This is a genomic window from Sphingobacterium sp. NPDC055431, from assembly GCF_053644255.1.
In genome coordinates this window covers 147,916-164,489 of the sequence record NZ_JBSHLH010000007.1, presented here as the reverse complement: position 1 = coordinate 164,489, position 16,574 = coordinate 147,916, and the positions used below count along the sequence as shown (strand labels likewise).

Below are 16,574 nucleotides of genomic sequence, written 5' to 3'. Positions count from 1 at the left end.
AAGCGAATTAGTATAGTGCAATAGTATGAGTACCAAAATAAAATTCTCTAAAGAAAAGACTTCCTTCTCTAGGGCGCTTAAAAATAAAATCAACGATTACTTCATCCAAAATAAATTAAAAAAAACCGGCAATCGAAAATTGACGATCAAAGCGATTGTGCTCCTTTCCAGTTTAGTAGTGATTTATATAACATTAATATTTATCCAGCCACATTGGTTGATAGGAATCATTCTTTGCATGTTATTGGGTGTAAATCTGGCCGCAATCGGATTTAACATCATGCATGATGCAGGACATAATACCTTTTCGGAAAACAAGCATATTAATTCCATACTATCTTACACCCTGAACCTTTTGGGAGGCAATATTTACCTTTGGAAGCTGAAGCACAACATTGCCCATCACACCTATACCAATATAGATGGCGAGGACCATGATATCGAGATCAAATTCATGCGCATCCATCACGACCAGCCCATAAGAAAGCACCATCGGTTTCAGCATCTCTATTTTATTCTGCTCTATTCGATTTCTTATCTTGCTTGGATCTTTTATCAGGATTATGAAAAGTTCCTTAGGCAAAGATTAAGCCTCCATTCTTCAAAAATTCTGATCCCCAGGAAGGAAAAGGTAATTTTTTGGATCAGCAAGTTACTCCACATAGTTGTTTTTATTATTGTACCGATCATCTTTGTGGGTTTTATACCTACCCTCGTAGGATTATTGGTTGCAAGTATGGTATGTGGGATATGTTTGGCTACGGTCTTCCAACTTGCCCATGTCGTGTCAATTACCGATTTCAAGACCATTGAAAACCACAGGGTGGAGGACGAGTGGATGGTGCACCAGCTCCAGTCGACTTCGAACTTTGCAACAGACAGTACATTCCTGACATGGTTGTTGGGCGGGCTTAATTTCCAGGTAGAGCATCACCTTTTCCCGAAAGTAAGCCATATCCATTATCCTGAGCTGAACAGGATCGTCAAAGCAACATGCAAGGAGTATGGGATCATATACAATGAATACCCAACATTTTGGGCGGCATTTAACTCGCATTTTAAGGTTATTAAATCAATGAGAAAATAAAATTAGGATTATAATTAATTTTTGTTACCTTTGATTATAATCAGGCTCTGCCTACGCTTTCTGAAACCGATCAGTTAATCTATCTTTTTTAGTTTCGCATTTTCAGCTGCTAATTTGTTACCATCTAAACGATGCAGAAACTATTTGAGATTGGACTTCTTCAACCTCCTTTAACAAACATCCTTTCCTTGTCAACAGAATGATTATTGAAACGTTAGGTTTCAAAAGGAACGGCCACTGGCCCAACAGATTTTTTAATTAATTTTTATTACAATGCAAGAAGGAAAAGTAAAGTTTTTCAACAACACCAAGGGTTTTGGATTTATTACACCAAATGATGGCGGACAGGACCTTTTCGTACACAGTACGGGCTTAAGGGAAAACATTAGAGAAAATGACGATGTTATTTTTGATGTTGAACGCGGACAGAAAGGAATGAACGCCACAAATGTTCGTGTAATTTAAAAGTACTCCATTTGTTAATAATTGTTTGGCTTTGACTTAGGTTAAGGCCATTTTTTTTAAAAGCTATCAAGCTGAATGTGTTAAGCAAGAATTAGGAAGTGATTCAATAATATTTCTGAAACTGCTCTCGGAAACATTCTAAAATCAATAATTTCCGTCATACAATAACCTTTTTGCAGTTTTAACCATATTTAGGATTTGTATTTATATATATGATAAATAATTTATAGGTAGTTTTGGCTTATATATGAAAAAGAAAGAACGACAACATAATAAAAAGGATATATCAATAAAATCTCAACTTAAGGAGCCAAATAAAAAATACCTCAACTACCTTCAGGTACAGGCAAATAAAATGTCAGAGCTCCTAGGTGAAAAACAGGGAGAACAGTTTATGAAAGATTCTTTAAAAGAATGGCCACGCCTTTTAGAAAGAGAATTGAAAACTTTTAAAAAGTCTAAGGGTTAGAAAACCAAATATTCAATTATAGATTTATTATTATTAAAGTCTTTGATCAAGAATTTTTTTGGATTTCGGTTAATAAATCTAAAAATCTGCGGTACAAAAAAAACCTGCGATTATCTGCAGGGGCCACTTTACAAAACGCTCCCTTTTCTGTATTAGGGATTTCACTCAAATGCAAGAAATGGTTTTGTAACTCTCCTATTCTCGGACTGGCACCTTGACGAGTTTTCAAATATAACATGCCGCCGGCAGGGCATCATATTTCATTTGGGTTTTCACTCGCAATGATTCATGAGGTCTTTTGTAGTTGTAATCCTGAATCCATTCTTCTGAAAGTATCTGTATCCGCAATGTATCTTCGAATAGGAGGCATCAAGGATACTTTCCCGAAAATACCTTGAAATATTCAATGTATGGATTTTGCATAGGCATGCATGGTTGGATATACTGTATCTTTATTTCTTTGCTGGCACACCATCTCGAAATTCTCTGCTGATTAACTCTGCGCCGTTATCAGTTCGGAAACGTGAAGGTTTCCCTGCGTAAATTGCAGCCCAGGCATCAAAGGAATAGATGCCCTGTTTTTCCATTGCTCTTGGTCTGAGGTATTTAAATAGTAAGTACAGTTCTGTCAAAGAATTACTGATATTATTGCCGAGGGCTTATTGTTTTCCTTACAACATAAAATCAATTTTACCATAATACTATTTAAGATAATACCGAAAAGTTCACCATTTTGATTAGATACTAATTTGCGATATTTGTAGATTAGTTTACGGTAACAGGAAATGTCTGGCTTTAAGATATGAGTAAAAGGAGAACAGAGTTAACCCGTCAGTATTTTGATTTTTTAGACGGGCACATCGATGACGTGATAAATGGTCGTGCTTCGGCTTTCTTAGAGCTGAACCAAATTGCCGGACAATTATTCGTATCCCATAAACACCTCACCGATACGGTACAAAAAGAAACAGGAAATCATCCCTGTCATTTTTATGACTTAAAAATTCTTGAACAAGCAAAACAAATGCTTTTGGAAACTGAGAAATCGGTTTCTGAAATAGCTGGTATGCTTACTTATGACCCATCCAATTTTTCCAAATTCTTTAAGAAATTTGTAGGTCAAACTCCTGGACAATTCCGAAAAAAAAATAAAAATATAAAAGTTCCGAAAAGTTCACCATGAAATAAATATTACCTCTTGATACCTTTACAACATCAATTGTAAAATATTTAAAATCCAATAACATGGCAAGAAACGATTTAAAAGGAAAAGTAGTTTTAATTGCAGGTGGTGCAAAAAACTTAGGCGGTTTATTGAGCCGTGACTTTGCAAACAAAGGTGCAAAAGTAGCTATCCATTACAATAGCGACGGTACAAAAGCAGGTGCCGAAAAAACTTTGGCAGATATTACAAACGCAGGTGGAGAAGCATTTATATATCAAGCAGATTTAACGGATGTAAAAAACATCACCAAGCTTTTTGATGCAACAATAGAAAAATTTGGAGGTGTTGATATTGCAATTAATACAGTAGGTAAAGTGCTTAAAAAACCATTTGTTGATACAACCGAAGAAGAGTACGACAGTATGAGCGACATCAATACAAAAGTGGCATATTTCTTCATTCAGGAAGCAGGAAAAAAACTGAACGAAAACGGTAAAATCAATACCATTGTAACTTCATTATTGGCGGCATTTACAGGTTATTATTCCACCTACGCAGGAGCGAAAGCCCCAGTAGAACATTTTACAAGGGCGGCTTCCAAAGAGTTTGGTATTCGTGGCATTTCTGTGACAGCCGTTGCGCCAGGCCCGATGGATACACCTTTTTTCTACGGACAGGAAAGTGATGATGCCGTGGCTTATCACAAACAGGCATCTGATTTAGGTGGCTTAACTGACATCAAAGATATTGCTCCACTTGTGGAATTTTTGGTAACCGATGGTTGGTGGATTACGGGGCAGACCATTTTTGCAAACGGTGGCTATACCACTAGATAATAGCAAGTTATTTTTATTTATGAAAAGGTAAACAACATGGTCGTTTGCCTTTTCTTTTAAACGTGGAAGACGATGATCGTAAAACTAATCAACTCACTTTTAATAATATTCGCTGTGTTTATGGGAATAAAGCACGGTTGGAATATGCTTATGGCGAAACCTGAAATGTTGGAGACGTTTAGTAAATGGTATTTCAGTAAAAATGCAGTAGTGATCAATGGAGCCTTAACATTATTGGCCTCTGTCCTGATACTGTTTCCAAAAACCTTCTTTTGGGGAAATTTCCTCATGGCAGCAGGCATATTGATGATTATCAGTTTGCAGTTATTGACCAAAGATCTAAAAGGTGTTGCCGTGGAAATCCCTTTTTTATTGCTCAATCTGGTCATCATCTATTTGCAACATCCTTTGAAAAACTCATAAATGAACACATCAAGCCATGACAAAATACAACACTTTCTTCCGTGGACACGGCAAAAGATTTATATAATAATTTACTAGCATTGTGCCCAAGCTTTGTTTTATATTAGAGGTTGGAATGAGTTAGCCATTCAGTGGGTTCCTGTGGCGTTGATTGGTATAGCAAAGGCTTTCATATCAAGATTTTAAAACACACAAACCTGTAGCTATCCTTGGGAAGCATGACAAACTTGGGGTGCCATTATTAACAGTAATATCAGGTTGGATAATGACAAATGACTTTATTCGCGGTGGGTATAATGAGATAGAACAGCACAAAGAAATTAATTACTGAACTTTGCGTGGCTCCCAGCTTTTCGTTTCCAACTCCGTGAAACCAAAAGCTGGGAAAGCGTAAAAACAAAAAGTTACAACCGTGAGTATCTGAAGTACCTATAAAGTTCCTGAGTGAGAAAGTAATATGAATGATGAATTAAGATTGTTTCTTTCTGAAAACAAAAGGCAATAAATTCTTTCTGCCAAAAACAAGGTAACGCAAATTTTAGCACAACAATCAGGGCAATTAAAAGAGCTGAACAAACAAGGTGTCATCACAGATTATAATTATGTGGCATTGGAAAATCAATTGAAGGATTTGTACGACCGGCAAGGCAAGGCCGAAAGTCTCAAAAACTTTCCTTACCTCCTGTTTTGTTAGACACAGTCGAAAGAGAATGAGGCTTAAAGCCTAACTGACTGATGCACGCAGACAGTATGTGCCGCGATGAAGTATACGCCATAGAGCTTTGGAAATATTTGGACCTTTCCACTTGGGCGACTTAAACGGCTTCCCGTTGCAGGCATAACAGGAATGAACCCTTTTGCACATCACATTCCCGAGGACGGTGCTGTCATCGTTTTTTCGCACCTCTATTGGCATTACCAAAGACCGAACAATCGGAGAAATTCATCCTATCGGGCAAAGTAATAATTGCGATTGTTGCGAAGCAGTAAAAGGAGCTTTGGGGAAATTGCATGATGGATAAATTATTAAAGAAACACTTAGTCATTAAATTTTCAGATGAATACCTTTGTGCAGATTTTCAGGCATTAAAAAGTAAGATTTTTAAAAGCGGAAAATCAAATATTTGAAGCTACCGAAGTAATTTCCTAAGCGACAGAAGTCTTCGATCAAGAATTTTTTTGGATTCGGTAATAAATCTCAAAATCTGCGATACAAAAAACCCTGCGATAATCTGCAGGGTCCACTTTACAAAACGCTCCCGTTTCTGTCTTAGGGATTTCACTCAAATGCAAGAAATGGTTTGAGTTTAGACTTACTTATAAAGTAAATAGTTAACATCGTGAATGAGACGATATCAACTTTGGTAAGGTATGCCTTTAATTACCCTCCTGTATAAACCTTCGGATATATTCCTAGATTATATACTTCTTCTTCGATTTTAATTAGCCATTGTTTGCCATCTACTGTATACATTGTCCACATTTCCCCTGTTATTTCGTTAATTTGGATGTCAGGTGAATAAAAGGGTTTTCCTTTGATAGTAACGGGAAAAGTTATTTTCTTCCGATTGGTCTCAATGCCTTCATCCAATAATCTTTTTGCGGTTTCTATTACGGTATCTATTGGAATCTTTTTCATATATGATAAACAATCAATTAAGATATTTGTGTTAAATTAAATTCTTATTTAATAAATCGAAACATTCTATTGTTCAAGTGTTCTATATATAAACATAAATATGAAAGAACATTCAAAGTTAGACGTTAGGGCATTTGTAAGTAGATATGCAGTTTGGATAGCCAAGACCAGAACTCAAGATGAAGCTGAGTTATATGCCCAGAAATTATTAAAGGAAAATCCTGAAATTCTAAAACTTGTATTAGAAGACATAAAATTGGTGGTTCAAGGAAAATAACACCCCATCCTTCTATAATAATCCATATTAATCCTCAATAGACGAGAATTGGAGATTAATATAAAAAGGTAATTCACACTACTCCAAAAAAAATTAACATAGGACATCACTAATCACGAATTGTACCCAGTTTAATTAAATTCATTTTTTAGGATTAAGTGGCAACCATATGCAAATTTTAAGCGCTAATATTGAATTCCTACCCAAGAACGAGTAAATAAAAACTCCTACCAAATTTAACAGGGTTAAGAATAAAAAAGCTATTAAAATTTAATATAAAGTTAATACTCTCATCATCCATATCAATCATTGTGCTAAAGAAAATAATTAACATCAAACTTTACTAGTTTATAGATAAACCAACAAATATGACAACCTTGGATTATATTGATTTTTTGTTTAAAATAGCCAACAAAAATGAAATTGACGTAATAACCGAGAATACCTGCCATGTTATTAGATTTAATAGGGCAAACCCCAGGTCACTTGCAGTTGAGGTTAATAGAGATTTCTTTTTTTTCAAATAATACTATTTATATATTGATGAAAATAAATATAAAATTAACATTCAAGTGTATAGGACTATAAGGGATAAAATAAGAAGGTTAGCTTATTGAATTCAAAATAGTCAATTATTTACCTTAATAACTTGCGATTCATTGATTTAACCATCTATACTTCACCTCGATAATAACTAAATAACTAAAATCAACCTTTCATGAAATATCGATATAATCATCCCCATGATCATGCTTGAAGAACTCAACATCTTCAAATTCATTTGCTAAGACCTTGATCATTTCGTTTATCTTGCCTTGATGGTATGCCAAAACATCCTCTCTTAGCATTAACCATTTTTTTGACGGTTAGTTGCTTTGTTATTGTCTGTTTCATTTCAGTTACAATTTCAAACCAATACAGTTTTTCTGAAAATATAACCTATTCAACATCATAATATATGGTATAAATGTAATGGTCCGAATCTGGATGGAGTGAATGGTTATCAATACAGTGATCGAGGTATTCAATGTAGATGTACCTGTGCTCATCCCTAAGATCCTCTTGGATATTACGGATTATTCGTCTAAGGTAGCCGGGATCTTCTCCTTTATCCATTAGTTCCTTGGACACTTTAAAGGTGGTTGTGATGGTTTGTTTCATTTCAATTACTACAACAATCCATAACCGGTTTTGTTATTTTAATCGATATTGAATGGAAACACCTAGTATCCTTACTGTTCACATTATTGACGGTTTTTATGTAGAGGTTTTATCGTCCTACTACTATAGGGTCGGGATATGTTGGGGAATATTTGCCGTCTCTAGCATCGCTTCACTGGTGATTAACTTTTTTGACCATTAGCAACCTATCTATAAAAGCAGCTTATTCAATTCCAATAGTTTCATTGGGGCATGAATAGAAATTGGCTGAATCAGGATATCGATATTTTATTAAATATTCATAATTGGTATTTGAAGAAAATTCATTGGAAAGATTAATTTCCAAACATTAAAGGATACTGAGGCACAGAGGAAACTTCCAGAATACTTAGCATCCATTGGTCAATTATATCAGCTTAAGCTCAAAGGCAGTTCTGACCAATACAGCAGTATTCTTTGCACCCAGTTTCAAAAGCAGGTTCTTTCGGTAACCTTTGATAGTTTCAGGGCTAAGGAAAATCCTCTCGGCAATTTCACTGTTGGTCAGCCCTTCAGCTATGAGCTTCAACATTTCCCGCTCCCGTTGGCTCAACCATAGGTGCGTTTCATTGGGCCGTTTCATCATTATATCTATTTCATGGCAAAGAAATGTTCCTCCATCACATACAGCCTCTATTCCGGCAAGCACTTCTTCAGTCATGGCGTTTTTGACCAGGTAACCAGAAGCCCCGTTATCCATCATCTGCCTGACAACACTGTATTCATTGTGGGTTGTCAATCCCAATACTCTAATTTGTGGGTAGATTTCCTTTATCTCTTTGCATAATTCCAATCCACTGATATCGGGCAGACCCACGTCCAGGAGCAATACCTCGGGTTTCCAGAATCCAATGGATGCCCTGCATTCGGAACCACTGTGTGCGACACCGACCACGTGGGCGATCCCTGAATCTTCTATAAGACTGCGCAGTCCTTCGGTCAGGATCTTATGGTCATCTACAATGGCTACACTAATCATTTCCTTCATTTTTTGATAGTTCAAGTTCTACATGTACTTCTGTCCCTTTTTCCGTGGAGTAAATGTTCAATTCTCCCTGAAAAGCATCTACCCGCTGTCGGATGTTCCTGAGTCCCATTCCTTCGGTGACCGTTTCCCGGTCGTATCCCTTGCCATCGTCCTGTACGGTGAAGGATAGCCGATCGGGCTCCTGCACCAGTTGGACATTTATCTTTGTTGCTTCGGCATGTTTCAACGCATTGTTGACCAGTTCATGGATACAGCGGTAGACCATAATCTCCAGTTTTTCCGCAAGCCGCACCTCATCCCCGAAATAATGAAAATCGGCAATGGGTATGGACGTGCAGAAATCTGTCAGGGAGACCTTAAGTCCGTAGCGCAGTAGGGATTCGGGCATCATGTGGTGCGCCACACGGCGGAGTTCCTGAATGGAATCGTCCAACATACCCAAAGCGATCTGGAAACGTGTTACGTCCACTTCCTCCAGTAAGGCGTTGCCCTTTACCTGCGGCAGGTTTAGCCTCACTGCGGAAAGCATACCGCCCAGGCCATCGTGCAGATCCTTGGCCAATCTTGTCCGTTCGGCGGCTTCACCATCGAGCGTTGCCTGCACAGCAACCAATTGTTTTTCCTGTTGTGTCCTCTTAGTTTCCTCCTCGGCAAGCTTGCGCCGACTTACAGCTAGACGGTAGCGTACAAATCCGAAGGCCAAAATAACCAAGAGAATGGCTGCTCCAGCAATTCCGAGCCAGATATAGAGCTGTTTCTGGCCCTCCAGCACTTCTATTTTGAGTTCTTTCTTTTCGGTCTGGTATTTCACTTCCATAGCAGATAGTGAGTTTTGATAGGTTTCATTGCTGTAATTGTCTAGAAGTTGGCGATAGTTCTTTAAATACTGCTCAGTAAGTTTTGGTCGTCCCAGATAGGCGTTTGCCTGGAGCAGATTGGCATAGGCATTCATCGCAACATTCGAGTCCGTGGAATCGGTTTCCAAACTCTCTAATGCGTATTCAGAAGTTCGGACATAATCATCCAGATAAAAATAGGTGTTAGACACATCGATCAACGCATGTGCAGTCAGGTTAGGAAACCCAAGGGCCCTAGTTTTTTGCAATGCAGCTTGTGCCATGGGGAGAGCCGTTCGAGGGTCACCGTAGTAGTAATATATTCTAGAGAGCATCTGCAGGGCCGAAGCTTCGTTGAAACTGTCATTTATTGTCTTACTGATCCGTAGTGCTTTTTCTGCATATTGAAGAACATCCTCCTTTGCCTTATTCTGATGTAGTAATATATCACTCAATGATATATATATATTAGCCAGTGATGCCTGGTTGTTTTCTTTTTTGGCGAGTTGCTCCGCCTGTTTGAAATATATAAGAGCAGGAGGATAGTTTTTTAATATCTGGTAGATACCGCCTATATTGGAGTATACGCTGCATAGACTTTTTGTGTCTTTTTTACCTTCCAGAATTTTGGCGGCATTTAGGTAGCTTTCCAGGGAATTGTCATACAAACCCTGCACCTGATATATGGCACCCTGAGTAACGGCGATGATAGCTTCAAATTTATTATCATGTAATTGCCGAGCGAGCGGCAGGGCTTTTCGAAGATAAATTTGGGCCGTATCATAAACGCCACCCCTATAGTAGCTGGCACTTATATTGGAGTACAGCTTGAGCATACTCCTTTTATCTTCACTTTTCTCCGCTAATGCTAAGCCTAATTTACCATAGTTTACGGATTTATGAAAATCCAGATCCCTATAACCTATTACTAGCGAATTGTAAGTATTAATCTGGTCCGCCACATCACGCTTTTTTATCTTGAGTTGCCGCTCCAGCGAATCCAGTTTTTGCCCCAAACCTGTAATCGGAACGAATGCCAAGACCAGGCATAGAGCCAACCAACTTATATGTTGTACTTCCCTAAGTATATATCTTCCCGTCATACGAATTTGATTATCAGGTTTCTCTCAACACAAAGATAGCCATATTCGGCCTGGATAAAAACACCCTTTTGGGGGTAACGCAGATAATAAAGATGCCCTAATTTTGACCTAACAAACGATAAATAGGAAGAACAATAGCCTGTATCCGTTTGGACAATTCTATAAACTTTAACATAAGAGATATGGTAGGAATTATGAAAACAATAATTAACAGGGTAGTCTGGACCTGTATGGCCAGCGTAATCTTCACTTGCTGTGATAAGGCGGACGGTGCCCAAGGGGAAACCAGGCCAGAGAAAGGCTATGTCACCGGTAAAGTTGTCGATGGAAAGGGCGAGCCCATTGCGGGCGTCAACATTCTCGTGGACAACATGGCATACCATGATTCGCAGACAAAAGGCGTTACCGACGAAAAAGGGATGTACAAAATAAAAATTTTCCAGGGCGCATGGAAGGTGTACGCCAATTTTAAAACAACTTACAACGGGAAAAACTACTCCATACAAGCATATCCAGACGAAAGTAGCGTTGTGGGAGAAGAATGGGTAGTGCGCAACTTCACCTGGAAACTGGAAGGGGTTGACCCGGACAACGATTCGTATCGCTATGGAGGAAGGATTACTGTGCATTCGGCGGATGATTTCTATGAGAGCGAAGGAGATATCGAGCTCATTTTTACGCCTGTCGGCCCGCTCATTGACGGCTCAGCAGGTAAAATACTCAAAATTACGGGCGGTGATCATTATTGGTCCGAATACGGTTACATATCCGATATTCCTGTAGGGCGCTATAATGTTACAGCCTCTTTGAAAAAAGTGGGAGGGAATGTACCTCTAAAAATTCAGGACTGGTATACCAAAGGCGCCTTTGTTTCAACCCTGAAGCTAGATTTCCAACCCGATATCTCGGATTTCCGTCCCACAATCAACGCTTCTATTGCCATTGGGTATTAAAAACATTAACTATTAAAAATATTCTAAGATGAAAACAACAATCAACAAAATAGTATGGCTATGTTTCATAGCGATCGTCTCGGTTTCCTGTTCGAAAAACGATGACTGTGACCCCGAGGATGAAGACAGTCCCTGTTATGCGGGACCAACTGCAGGTAGCGACCTGCTGTTGATAGAAGAAAGGACAAACGGAAAAACGGAGATGAGATTTGAATACAATGACAGAAACCAAGTTGTGGTGCGGCATGTTCACGGCGTGGAGGGAAACGTCACACATGAAAACTTCACCTATAATGGGGATAAGCTCATAAAAGTGGAACGAAGGTCGAATGGGGAGCTTGTCATGAGCGAGGAATTCACTTACGGTGCTGGTAACAGGCCCACGAAGGGAATTTATAAAGACAATAAAGGGAGGGTCCTGGCCAATATCACTTATGCTTATTCAGGAAATAAGGTTACTGAAAGGTCCTTCAATAGGGAAGGCCAACAGGTTGGGATCAATTCCTATACCTTCGATACTATCGGAAAGAATATCATTAAACAGGTGACCGGCATCCAGGACATCAGCTTAGTTACCATTGAATATGGAGATTATGACAACAAACCGTGTCGCTATACGAATTACCCTTGGGCATGGAAGGTGGGTTCGGCGAACAATGCCCGTTCGCAATCTTTGTTCTCACAGGTGGGCGGAGGTGCAGTCGCCTCAAGGAATGACCGGTGGGAGTACACCTATAATGCTGCCGGTTATCCCCTTACAGCGAAAGTGTTAGATAAGGCATCGGGAAAACTGGTGGAAACCCGGACATTTACCTATAAAAAAGCAAATTAATAAAGAAGGTTATTTACAATACAAAAGAAAATGAAAAGAGCTATTTTTATTCTCATGGCACTTATCGCCACAGGAACTTATGCCCAGCAATTTCAAAAGGGAATTATGGCAGTGAATGCCGAAATTGGTCTGGGAACCGCTCTGGGCGGTCCTGGGAAAGCCCGTCCAGCCATCAGTGCTTCTGTAGATCGCGGGATATGGGATATTGGTTGTCCGGGAATAATTAGCCTTGGCGGCTACGTTGGGAATACAGGCTATAAATAAATGAGGTTGAGGGCCCCATCAAGGCCAGGAAGGGCTCGACCGAGACGGCCTCAGTGGTCGTTCAGAAACAGGACTATTATCCTTTCGGCAAGACCAAGGCCATTGTAACCGGGTGAATAAACAGCTATCTTTGCAATGGCAAGGAGAGACAATCAGAGTTGGGGGGACCAAATGGACTACAGAGCGAGGTTCTATGATGCCGAAATCGGCAGATGGAACGTGATTGATCCAATGTCTGAAATGTTTTTTTCTCATAGTCCTTTTTCATATAATTTTAATAATCCTGTATATTTTGAGGATTTTGATGGAATGGCACCAAAGCAAGGAAGAAATACTGATCCAATAAAACTTTATGGCAAGAAGGTGAATATGGACAATGCTCCCGCAGTATCTAGAGTTAATGGTGCAGGACATGCGCGTAATGGTCCTTGGTTCTGGTGACAGATGTTGAATCAAAATCCAGAAATGTTCAGTTCTGAAAATATTGCTGAAATCAGAGCAAAAAGATCTTCAAAGATAGATAATCAATGGATTAAGTACAACTCGGCTCATGCTGAATAATAGCATGGCAAATTAATACACTATCACATTGATCAGAGTAATATGGCTACTGGTATTCCTGAGAAAACTTACCAGAAATACTTTAAAGATTTACATGCGAATAGAGGAGGACGTTTAAAAGGAGGGTTGGGTAAGACTAGCAATGTTCTTGGTACGTTTGGTCTCGAATTCGATTTATTTAGTAGTGATCCGCATGCGTTGGGAATTCAATTTTCTGCAGGGAGTGAGTTGAATACATTATATTATGTCAGCGATTCTAAACTGTACTTTGTAGTGAACGCTCGGTCAAATATAAAAGATGGAAAAGGGAAAGTAATCGGTACAAAGATGACCTACACTACATTTGAAGGTTATTTTTATAATAAAACGACTCGTAAATATGAAGGGGTGAATAAGTTGGATACTTATGAAGCTGTTAGATATGAAGGAGAGGCGGCGAGACATTATTTACAGGAACTGGTGCTTTAAATGAAAAGATATATTATAATAGCATGATAGCAAGTGAATTTGTTGAAGGTCTGAAAGGTATCAATGTAAGATCTGACTTTTTGAAAAAACAAGGTGTTTCAGAGCAATTTATAGAGGATAGAAAAAGATCTTATTTTGATGCTTATAAAAGGGGGGGGAATATTTCTCAATACCCGTTAGTAGAGTTGGTAGAAAATTATGACTGTTCTAATCTTGAAATTGGCATGATTACATTTGATGAACGAATTGAAGAGAAAGGAAGATTTTTATTTTTTGGTAGATTTGAAGTTGACGATCTAGCCGTAGACATTACTACTGGCGGTGTGGTCATGCTAGAGTGTGGCCTGGATCATATTCTTTATGATTGTGCTCAGAATGATTCGAGTTTCTTGGAAGCGATTCTAAATACAGCTATTTTTCTTGAAAGAAGATGCTTTGAAGAAGGTCTTTACGAGAATGAAGAGGTAAATATACAGATGGCTGAAGAGTTTGGCGATATTGCTGGTGGCGAGAAGTATTATGATTTCTATAAGATGATGTTGGGTGTTTGATGTTCCCTTAATAATTTCTAGCTAAGCCTCCTTAACACCGATAGTAAAAGAAGGAACCCCCACAGTATCGATAACTCATGAGAGTTTTTCGGAAGGTAGTTCCTACTTAGACTTTCAGCATTTCGAAAAGACTCAATTACACCAGGTTTGGTAACGCCAAATCTTGAAGTGCATTCGGCATTAATCTACGGTCAAGAAAACGGAATGGAAAGTTGTCAATTCAAATAACCCTAAGCAGCATATCATTACTGCAATAGCTGTACTGATATTCGTTAATTTTAGGAGCTATTGCTCCTTTTTATAGAGTTCTGCAAAGCTGTCATCATAAAGTTTGTAATTAAACTCCTCCTACGGGAATAATAGGTTCCATTTCTCATTTATTTGGCCGATCATTCCCTTAAACCGAGCGTCTTTATTGGATTCAAATTTAATATTGATCGTGCTTACATTTCCCATGTGGCTTCTCAATTCCATTGGTTGGATGGCGTCATAGAAATTGGTGATATGGAAGTCCTTAATTACACCCATTATTGGGAAACACTTTTTCTTTGGCCTATGATCTTACCGATAGCTTCATTGGGGAAGTTGAATTCAAACATCGCAACCGCACATTCATTGATGACAGATGAACTTACTGTGTCGGAAGATGGTAGATTGTGACCGAAGATCAACTCTAAGCCATAGAGCTCCAGCTATGCAGTGTCTACAGACTTAAAGTATATCCGTTTCATTTTAGGATTCATCGAACCCTGAGGTTACATGCTTGAGTACCGAAGAACTTACCCGGTCCTCCATGGGTCTTTGACCTAGGCTGACATTTTTAATACTTGGGGTATTCCTCAGCTCTTCGATCAACGTTTTCCTTTTCGATCTGTAATGTTCAAAATCTCATAATTTATAGGGATGCCCATCGTGATCACTGCCTCCTTGTCAAATCCCAGTTCCTTATGGATTGTAAAGGCCCTCTGCTTGCCGATTATCAGTGCCGAAAAAATGAATACCTGCGCTACGGCAAATTGAAAGACGATCAGAGCCTTCCTAAGGTTAATCCTGCCCCTTGTAAGATTTAACTGTCCCTTGTTCCTAAAGATGCTCGCCGCATTTACCTTCGTAACGATCCAGGAAGGATAATCCCTCGCCATTAACATGGTAGAAATAAGAATGGATCCAAAAAAAAGGAGGAAATTGCTCGAATTAAAGAACTCAACTTTTGCCTGCTCGAAGAAGTCACCTAAGGTCCTTAATAATTAAAAAAGATGCAAGGATGGTTGTTTCAAGCATCATCTGAGAGATCAGATGACCGGCACTGCTTCCCAGGGCCTTACGGGCCTATCTCCTTATTTCTTTGCATCAGTTGCGCGGTGGTGAGGTTGATGTAATTCATACATGTGAGGACAATAGGAAAATGGCCGATCCAAAAAGTCCATATATAACTTTCTTGCGGATCCTGTCGATCCCCGTATCTTTGACATCTGTCGCAAAATGCGATTCCAAAAGAGGTAATTTCTCTATCTGACAGTTATAAACCTTTTTCTTTGGCACAAGTAACAAACTGAAAATACCAATTGACAGGTTCTATACGGTGTCGTTCAGTGGTTTAGTATTTTCTTCATAAAGCATAAACATAAAATTTTGCGAATATTTCTATGAGTTTGTCCATGAATGATTTCAACTGAAAGGAGAATAAATTATTAGGACTTACCCGAAGTTACAAAGCCATGCCGGAATTATTATTGAAATGTACGATCCTACCGTTTTGAAACATATAAATTGTGATTTCTCAAGTTTCTTCAATGATGGTGCATCATCTTATTCCTAAGAAGTAAACAAGGAATTAATATTTCAATAAGTAAGAGAACTTCAAGGTTCTTAAGTACTGAATTACAGTTCCTATTCCGATAAGATCAGGTCAGAAAAGTTTGTGACGAACAGAATTATTACTTCTATTAAAATATCCTATTTCTAAATATTCTACATAGATTCCTTAAATTTAAGTTCTCTACCTAAAGAATTGATTATGAATTCCTCAGAAATAATATCCAAATTGAAAGAACTTCAAGCAAGGGGAGAACACATGGTCTCCATATCGGAATTGTTGGACTTTATTCAGCGGCGAAATGAAGAGCTGCTGTATGGAGTAGACCTTTTTAATGAACGGTTTTCCTTAGACCCACAATTAGTAACCCTTTTAAATGACCATGGAATAAATACGGTAGGTGATTTATGCAGTAAATCCATAACCGATCTATTGAGAATAAAATCTTTTGGTAAAAGGAGGGGCTACCAAATCTATGATTTTCTGAGGCAGTTTAATCTAAAATTGGCTCCCTGAAAAAATCTTCATTATGGAAAAGAAATTAACTTGCTTATGCTCAAAAAAGGTCACGAATCAGACGATGATAATCAACAATTAAATCCTTCTAGAAGCTCATCTCAAATCCCGGTTTCCTATATCGC

General features: G+C 38.5%; 25 protein-coding genes. 17 read left to right on the top strand and 8 right to left on the bottom strand.

All coding sequences use genetic code 11. The features are described 5' to 3' along the window. Window positions 1-25 precede the first annotated feature (25 nt). From ACWIB3_RS09060 to ACWIB3_RS09050, 3 genes are all read left to right on the top strand, one after another. Complete coding sequence (locus ACWIB3_RS09060; protein ID WP_454291428.1) at window positions 26-1,087, top strand: fatty acid desaturase family protein; 1,062 nt, start codon at window positions 26-28, stop codon at window positions 1,085-1,087. A gap of 273 nt (window positions 1,088-1,360) precedes the next feature. Beyond that, window positions 1,361-1,552 (top strand): cold-shock protein, encoded by a 192-nt coding sequence (locus tag ACWIB3_RS09055; protein WP_454291427.1) that lies wholly within the window; start codon window positions 1,361-1,363, stop codon window positions 1,550-1,552. A gap of 247 nt (window positions 1,553-1,799) precedes the next feature. Beyond that, on the top strand, window positions 1,800-2,021 hold the full coding sequence (locus ACWIB3_RS09050) for a hypothetical protein (RefSeq protein WP_454291426.1): 222 nt from the start codon (window positions 1,800-1,802) through the stop codon (window positions 2,019-2,021). Between the two features lie 225 nt (window positions 2,022-2,246). Here the strand turns inward: ACWIB3_RS09050 and ACWIB3_RS09045 are convergent, their stop codons facing one another. Together ACWIB3_RS09045 and ACWIB3_RS09040 are read right to left on the bottom strand one after the other, a co-directional pair. Further along, window positions 2,247-2,369, bottom strand: coding sequence for an integrase core domain-containing protein (locus ACWIB3_RS09045; RefSeq protein WP_454291425.1), 123 nt, complete (start codon window positions 2,367-2,369; stop codon window positions 2,247-2,249). Between the two features lie 104 nt (window positions 2,370-2,473). Then, window positions 2,474-2,653, bottom strand: a complete 180-nt coding sequence (locus tag ACWIB3_RS09040) for a hypothetical protein (protein WP_185217765.1) — start codon at window positions 2,651-2,653, stop codon at window positions 2,474-2,476. A 170-nt stretch (window positions 2,654-2,823) separates the two neighbouring features. Here ACWIB3_RS09040 and ACWIB3_RS09035 point away from each other — a divergent pair, with 170 nt between their 5' ends. From ACWIB3_RS09035 to ACWIB3_RS09020, 4 genes are all read left to right on the top strand, one after another. Next, a complete protein-coding gene (locus ACWIB3_RS09035) occupies window positions 2,824-3,204 on the top strand; it encodes a helix-turn-helix domain-containing protein (RefSeq protein WP_454291424.1) in 381 nt (126 codons plus the stop codon). 62 nt (window positions 3,205-3,266) lie between these two features. Then, window positions 3,267-4,022 carry an SDR family oxidoreductase gene (locus tag ACWIB3_RS09030; protein ID WP_454291423.1) on the top strand — a complete coding sequence of 252 codons (756 nt, stop codon included), beginning with the start codon at window positions 3,267-3,269 and terminating at the stop codon, window positions 4,020-4,022. Window positions 4,023-4,094: 72 nt separating this feature from the next. Beyond that, window positions 4,095-4,445 carry a hypothetical protein gene (locus ACWIB3_RS09025; protein ID WP_454291422.1) on the top strand — a complete coding sequence of 117 codons (351 nt, stop codon included), beginning with the start codon at window positions 4,095-4,097 and terminating at the stop codon, window positions 4,443-4,445. A 790-nt stretch (window positions 4,446-5,235) separates the two neighbouring features. Continuing rightward, a complete protein-coding gene (locus tag ACWIB3_RS09020) occupies window positions 5,236-5,409 on the top strand; it encodes a hypothetical protein (protein ID WP_185217949.1) in 174 nt (57 codons plus the stop codon). A gap of 417 nt (window positions 5,410-5,826) precedes the next feature. On the opposite strand, the gene ACWIB3_RS09015 is transcribed toward ACWIB3_RS09020, so the two are convergent. Further along, window positions 5,827-6,084 carry a hypothetical protein gene (locus ACWIB3_RS09015; protein WP_185217769.1) on the bottom strand — a complete coding sequence of 86 codons (258 nt, stop codon included), beginning with the start codon at window positions 6,082-6,084 and terminating at the stop codon, window positions 5,827-5,829. Window positions 6,085-6,184: 100 nt separating this feature from the next. Between ACWIB3_RS09015 and ACWIB3_RS09010 the strand changes: the two genes are divergently transcribed. Continuing rightward, complete coding sequence (locus ACWIB3_RS09010) at window positions 6,185-6,361, top strand: hypothetical protein (protein WP_185217770.1); 177 nt, start codon at window positions 6,185-6,187, stop codon at window positions 6,359-6,361. A gap of 716 nt (window positions 6,362-7,077) precedes the next feature. Here the strand turns inward: ACWIB3_RS09010 and ACWIB3_RS09005 are convergent. The 4 genes from ACWIB3_RS09005 to ACWIB3_RS08990 form a co-directional block, all read right to left on the bottom strand. Then, complete coding sequence (locus ACWIB3_RS09005; RefSeq protein ID WP_262890814.1) at window positions 7,078-7,209, bottom strand: hypothetical protein; 132 nt, start codon at window positions 7,207-7,209, stop codon at window positions 7,078-7,080. 91 nt (window positions 7,210-7,300) lie between these two features. Then, window positions 7,301-7,522, bottom strand: coding sequence for a hypothetical protein (locus ACWIB3_RS09000; protein ID WP_454291421.1), 222 nt, complete (start codon window positions 7,520-7,522; stop codon window positions 7,301-7,303). A gap of 406 nt (window positions 7,523-7,928) precedes the next feature. Continuing rightward, on the bottom strand, window positions 7,929-8,549 hold the full coding sequence (locus tag ACWIB3_RS08995; RefSeq protein ID WP_185217772.1) for a response regulator: 621 nt from the start codon (window positions 8,547-8,549) through the stop codon (window positions 7,929-7,931). Then, window positions 8,533-10,488 carry a tetratricopeptide repeat-containing sensor histidine kinase gene (locus tag ACWIB3_RS08990; protein WP_454291420.1) on the bottom strand — a complete coding sequence of 652 codons (1,956 nt, stop codon included), beginning with the start codon at window positions 10,486-10,488 and terminating at the stop codon, window positions 8,533-8,535. Before ACWIB3_RS08990 ends, ACWIB3_RS08995 begins: the two co-directional genes overlap by 17 nt. 230 nt (window positions 10,489-10,718) lie before the next feature. Here ACWIB3_RS08990 and ACWIB3_RS08985 point away from each other — a divergent pair, with 230 nt between their 5' ends. The 8 genes from ACWIB3_RS08985 (at window position 10,719) to ACWIB3_RS08950 (ending at window position 14,777) form a co-directional block, all read left to right on the top strand. After that, window positions 10,719-11,441, top strand: coding sequence for a hypothetical protein (locus tag ACWIB3_RS08985; protein ID WP_454291419.1), 723 nt, complete (start codon window positions 10,719-10,721; stop codon window positions 11,439-11,441). A 28-nt stretch (window positions 11,442-11,469) separates the two neighbouring features. After that, the gene (locus ACWIB3_RS08980; protein WP_454291418.1) at window positions 11,470-12,273 is read left to right on the top strand and encodes a hypothetical protein; all 804 of its coding nucleotides are present in this window, start codon (window positions 11,470-11,472) and stop codon (window positions 12,271-12,273) included. A 54-nt stretch (window positions 12,274-12,327) separates the two neighbouring features. Continuing rightward, complete coding sequence (locus ACWIB3_RS08975; RefSeq protein ID WP_454291417.1) at window positions 12,328-12,537, top strand: hypothetical protein; 210 nt, start codon at window positions 12,328-12,330, stop codon at window positions 12,535-12,537. 135 nt (window positions 12,538-12,672) lie between these two features. Further along, window positions 12,673-12,978, top strand: a complete 306-nt coding sequence (locus ACWIB3_RS08970) for an RHS repeat-associated core domain-containing protein (protein ID WP_454291416.1) — start codon at window positions 12,673-12,675, stop codon at window positions 12,976-12,978. Window positions 12,979-12,981: 3 nt separating this feature from the next. Then, window positions 12,982-13,098 carry a hypothetical protein gene (locus ACWIB3_RS08965; protein WP_454291415.1) on the top strand — a complete coding sequence of 39 codons (117 nt, stop codon included), beginning with the start codon at window positions 12,982-12,984 and terminating at the stop codon, window positions 13,096-13,098. Between the two features lie 42 nt (window positions 13,099-13,140). Beyond that, window positions 13,141-13,566 carry a hypothetical protein gene (locus ACWIB3_RS08960; RefSeq protein WP_454291414.1) on the top strand — a complete coding sequence of 142 codons (426 nt, stop codon included), beginning with the start codon at window positions 13,141-13,143 and terminating at the stop codon, window positions 13,564-13,566. 23 nt (window positions 13,567-13,589) lie between these two features. Further along, window positions 13,590-14,117, top strand: a complete 528-nt coding sequence (locus tag ACWIB3_RS08955) for a hypothetical protein (protein WP_454291413.1) — start codon at window positions 13,590-13,592, stop codon at window positions 14,115-14,117. A gap of 381 nt (window positions 14,118-14,498) precedes the next feature. Then, window positions 14,499-14,777 (top strand): hypothetical protein, encoded by a 279-nt coding sequence (locus ACWIB3_RS08950; RefSeq protein ID WP_454291412.1) that lies wholly within the window; start codon window positions 14,499-14,501, stop codon window positions 14,775-14,777. Between the two features lie 191 nt (window positions 14,778-14,968). Here the strand turns inward: ACWIB3_RS08950 and ACWIB3_RS08945 are convergent, their stop codons facing one another. Further along, window positions 14,969-15,259, bottom strand: coding sequence for a hypothetical protein (locus ACWIB3_RS08945; RefSeq protein WP_454291411.1), 291 nt, complete (start codon window positions 15,257-15,259; stop codon window positions 14,969-14,971). Between the two features lie 875 nt (window positions 15,260-16,134). On the opposite strand from ACWIB3_RS08945, the gene ACWIB3_RS08940 reads away from it, so the two are divergent. Then, window positions 16,135-16,449: a DNA-directed RNA polymerase subunit alpha C-terminal domain-containing protein gene (locus tag ACWIB3_RS08940; RefSeq protein WP_185211808.1), complete on the top strand. Its 315-nt coding sequence runs from the start codon at window positions 16,135-16,137 to the stop codon at window positions 16,447-16,449. Window positions 16,450-16,574 lie beyond the last annotated feature (125 nt).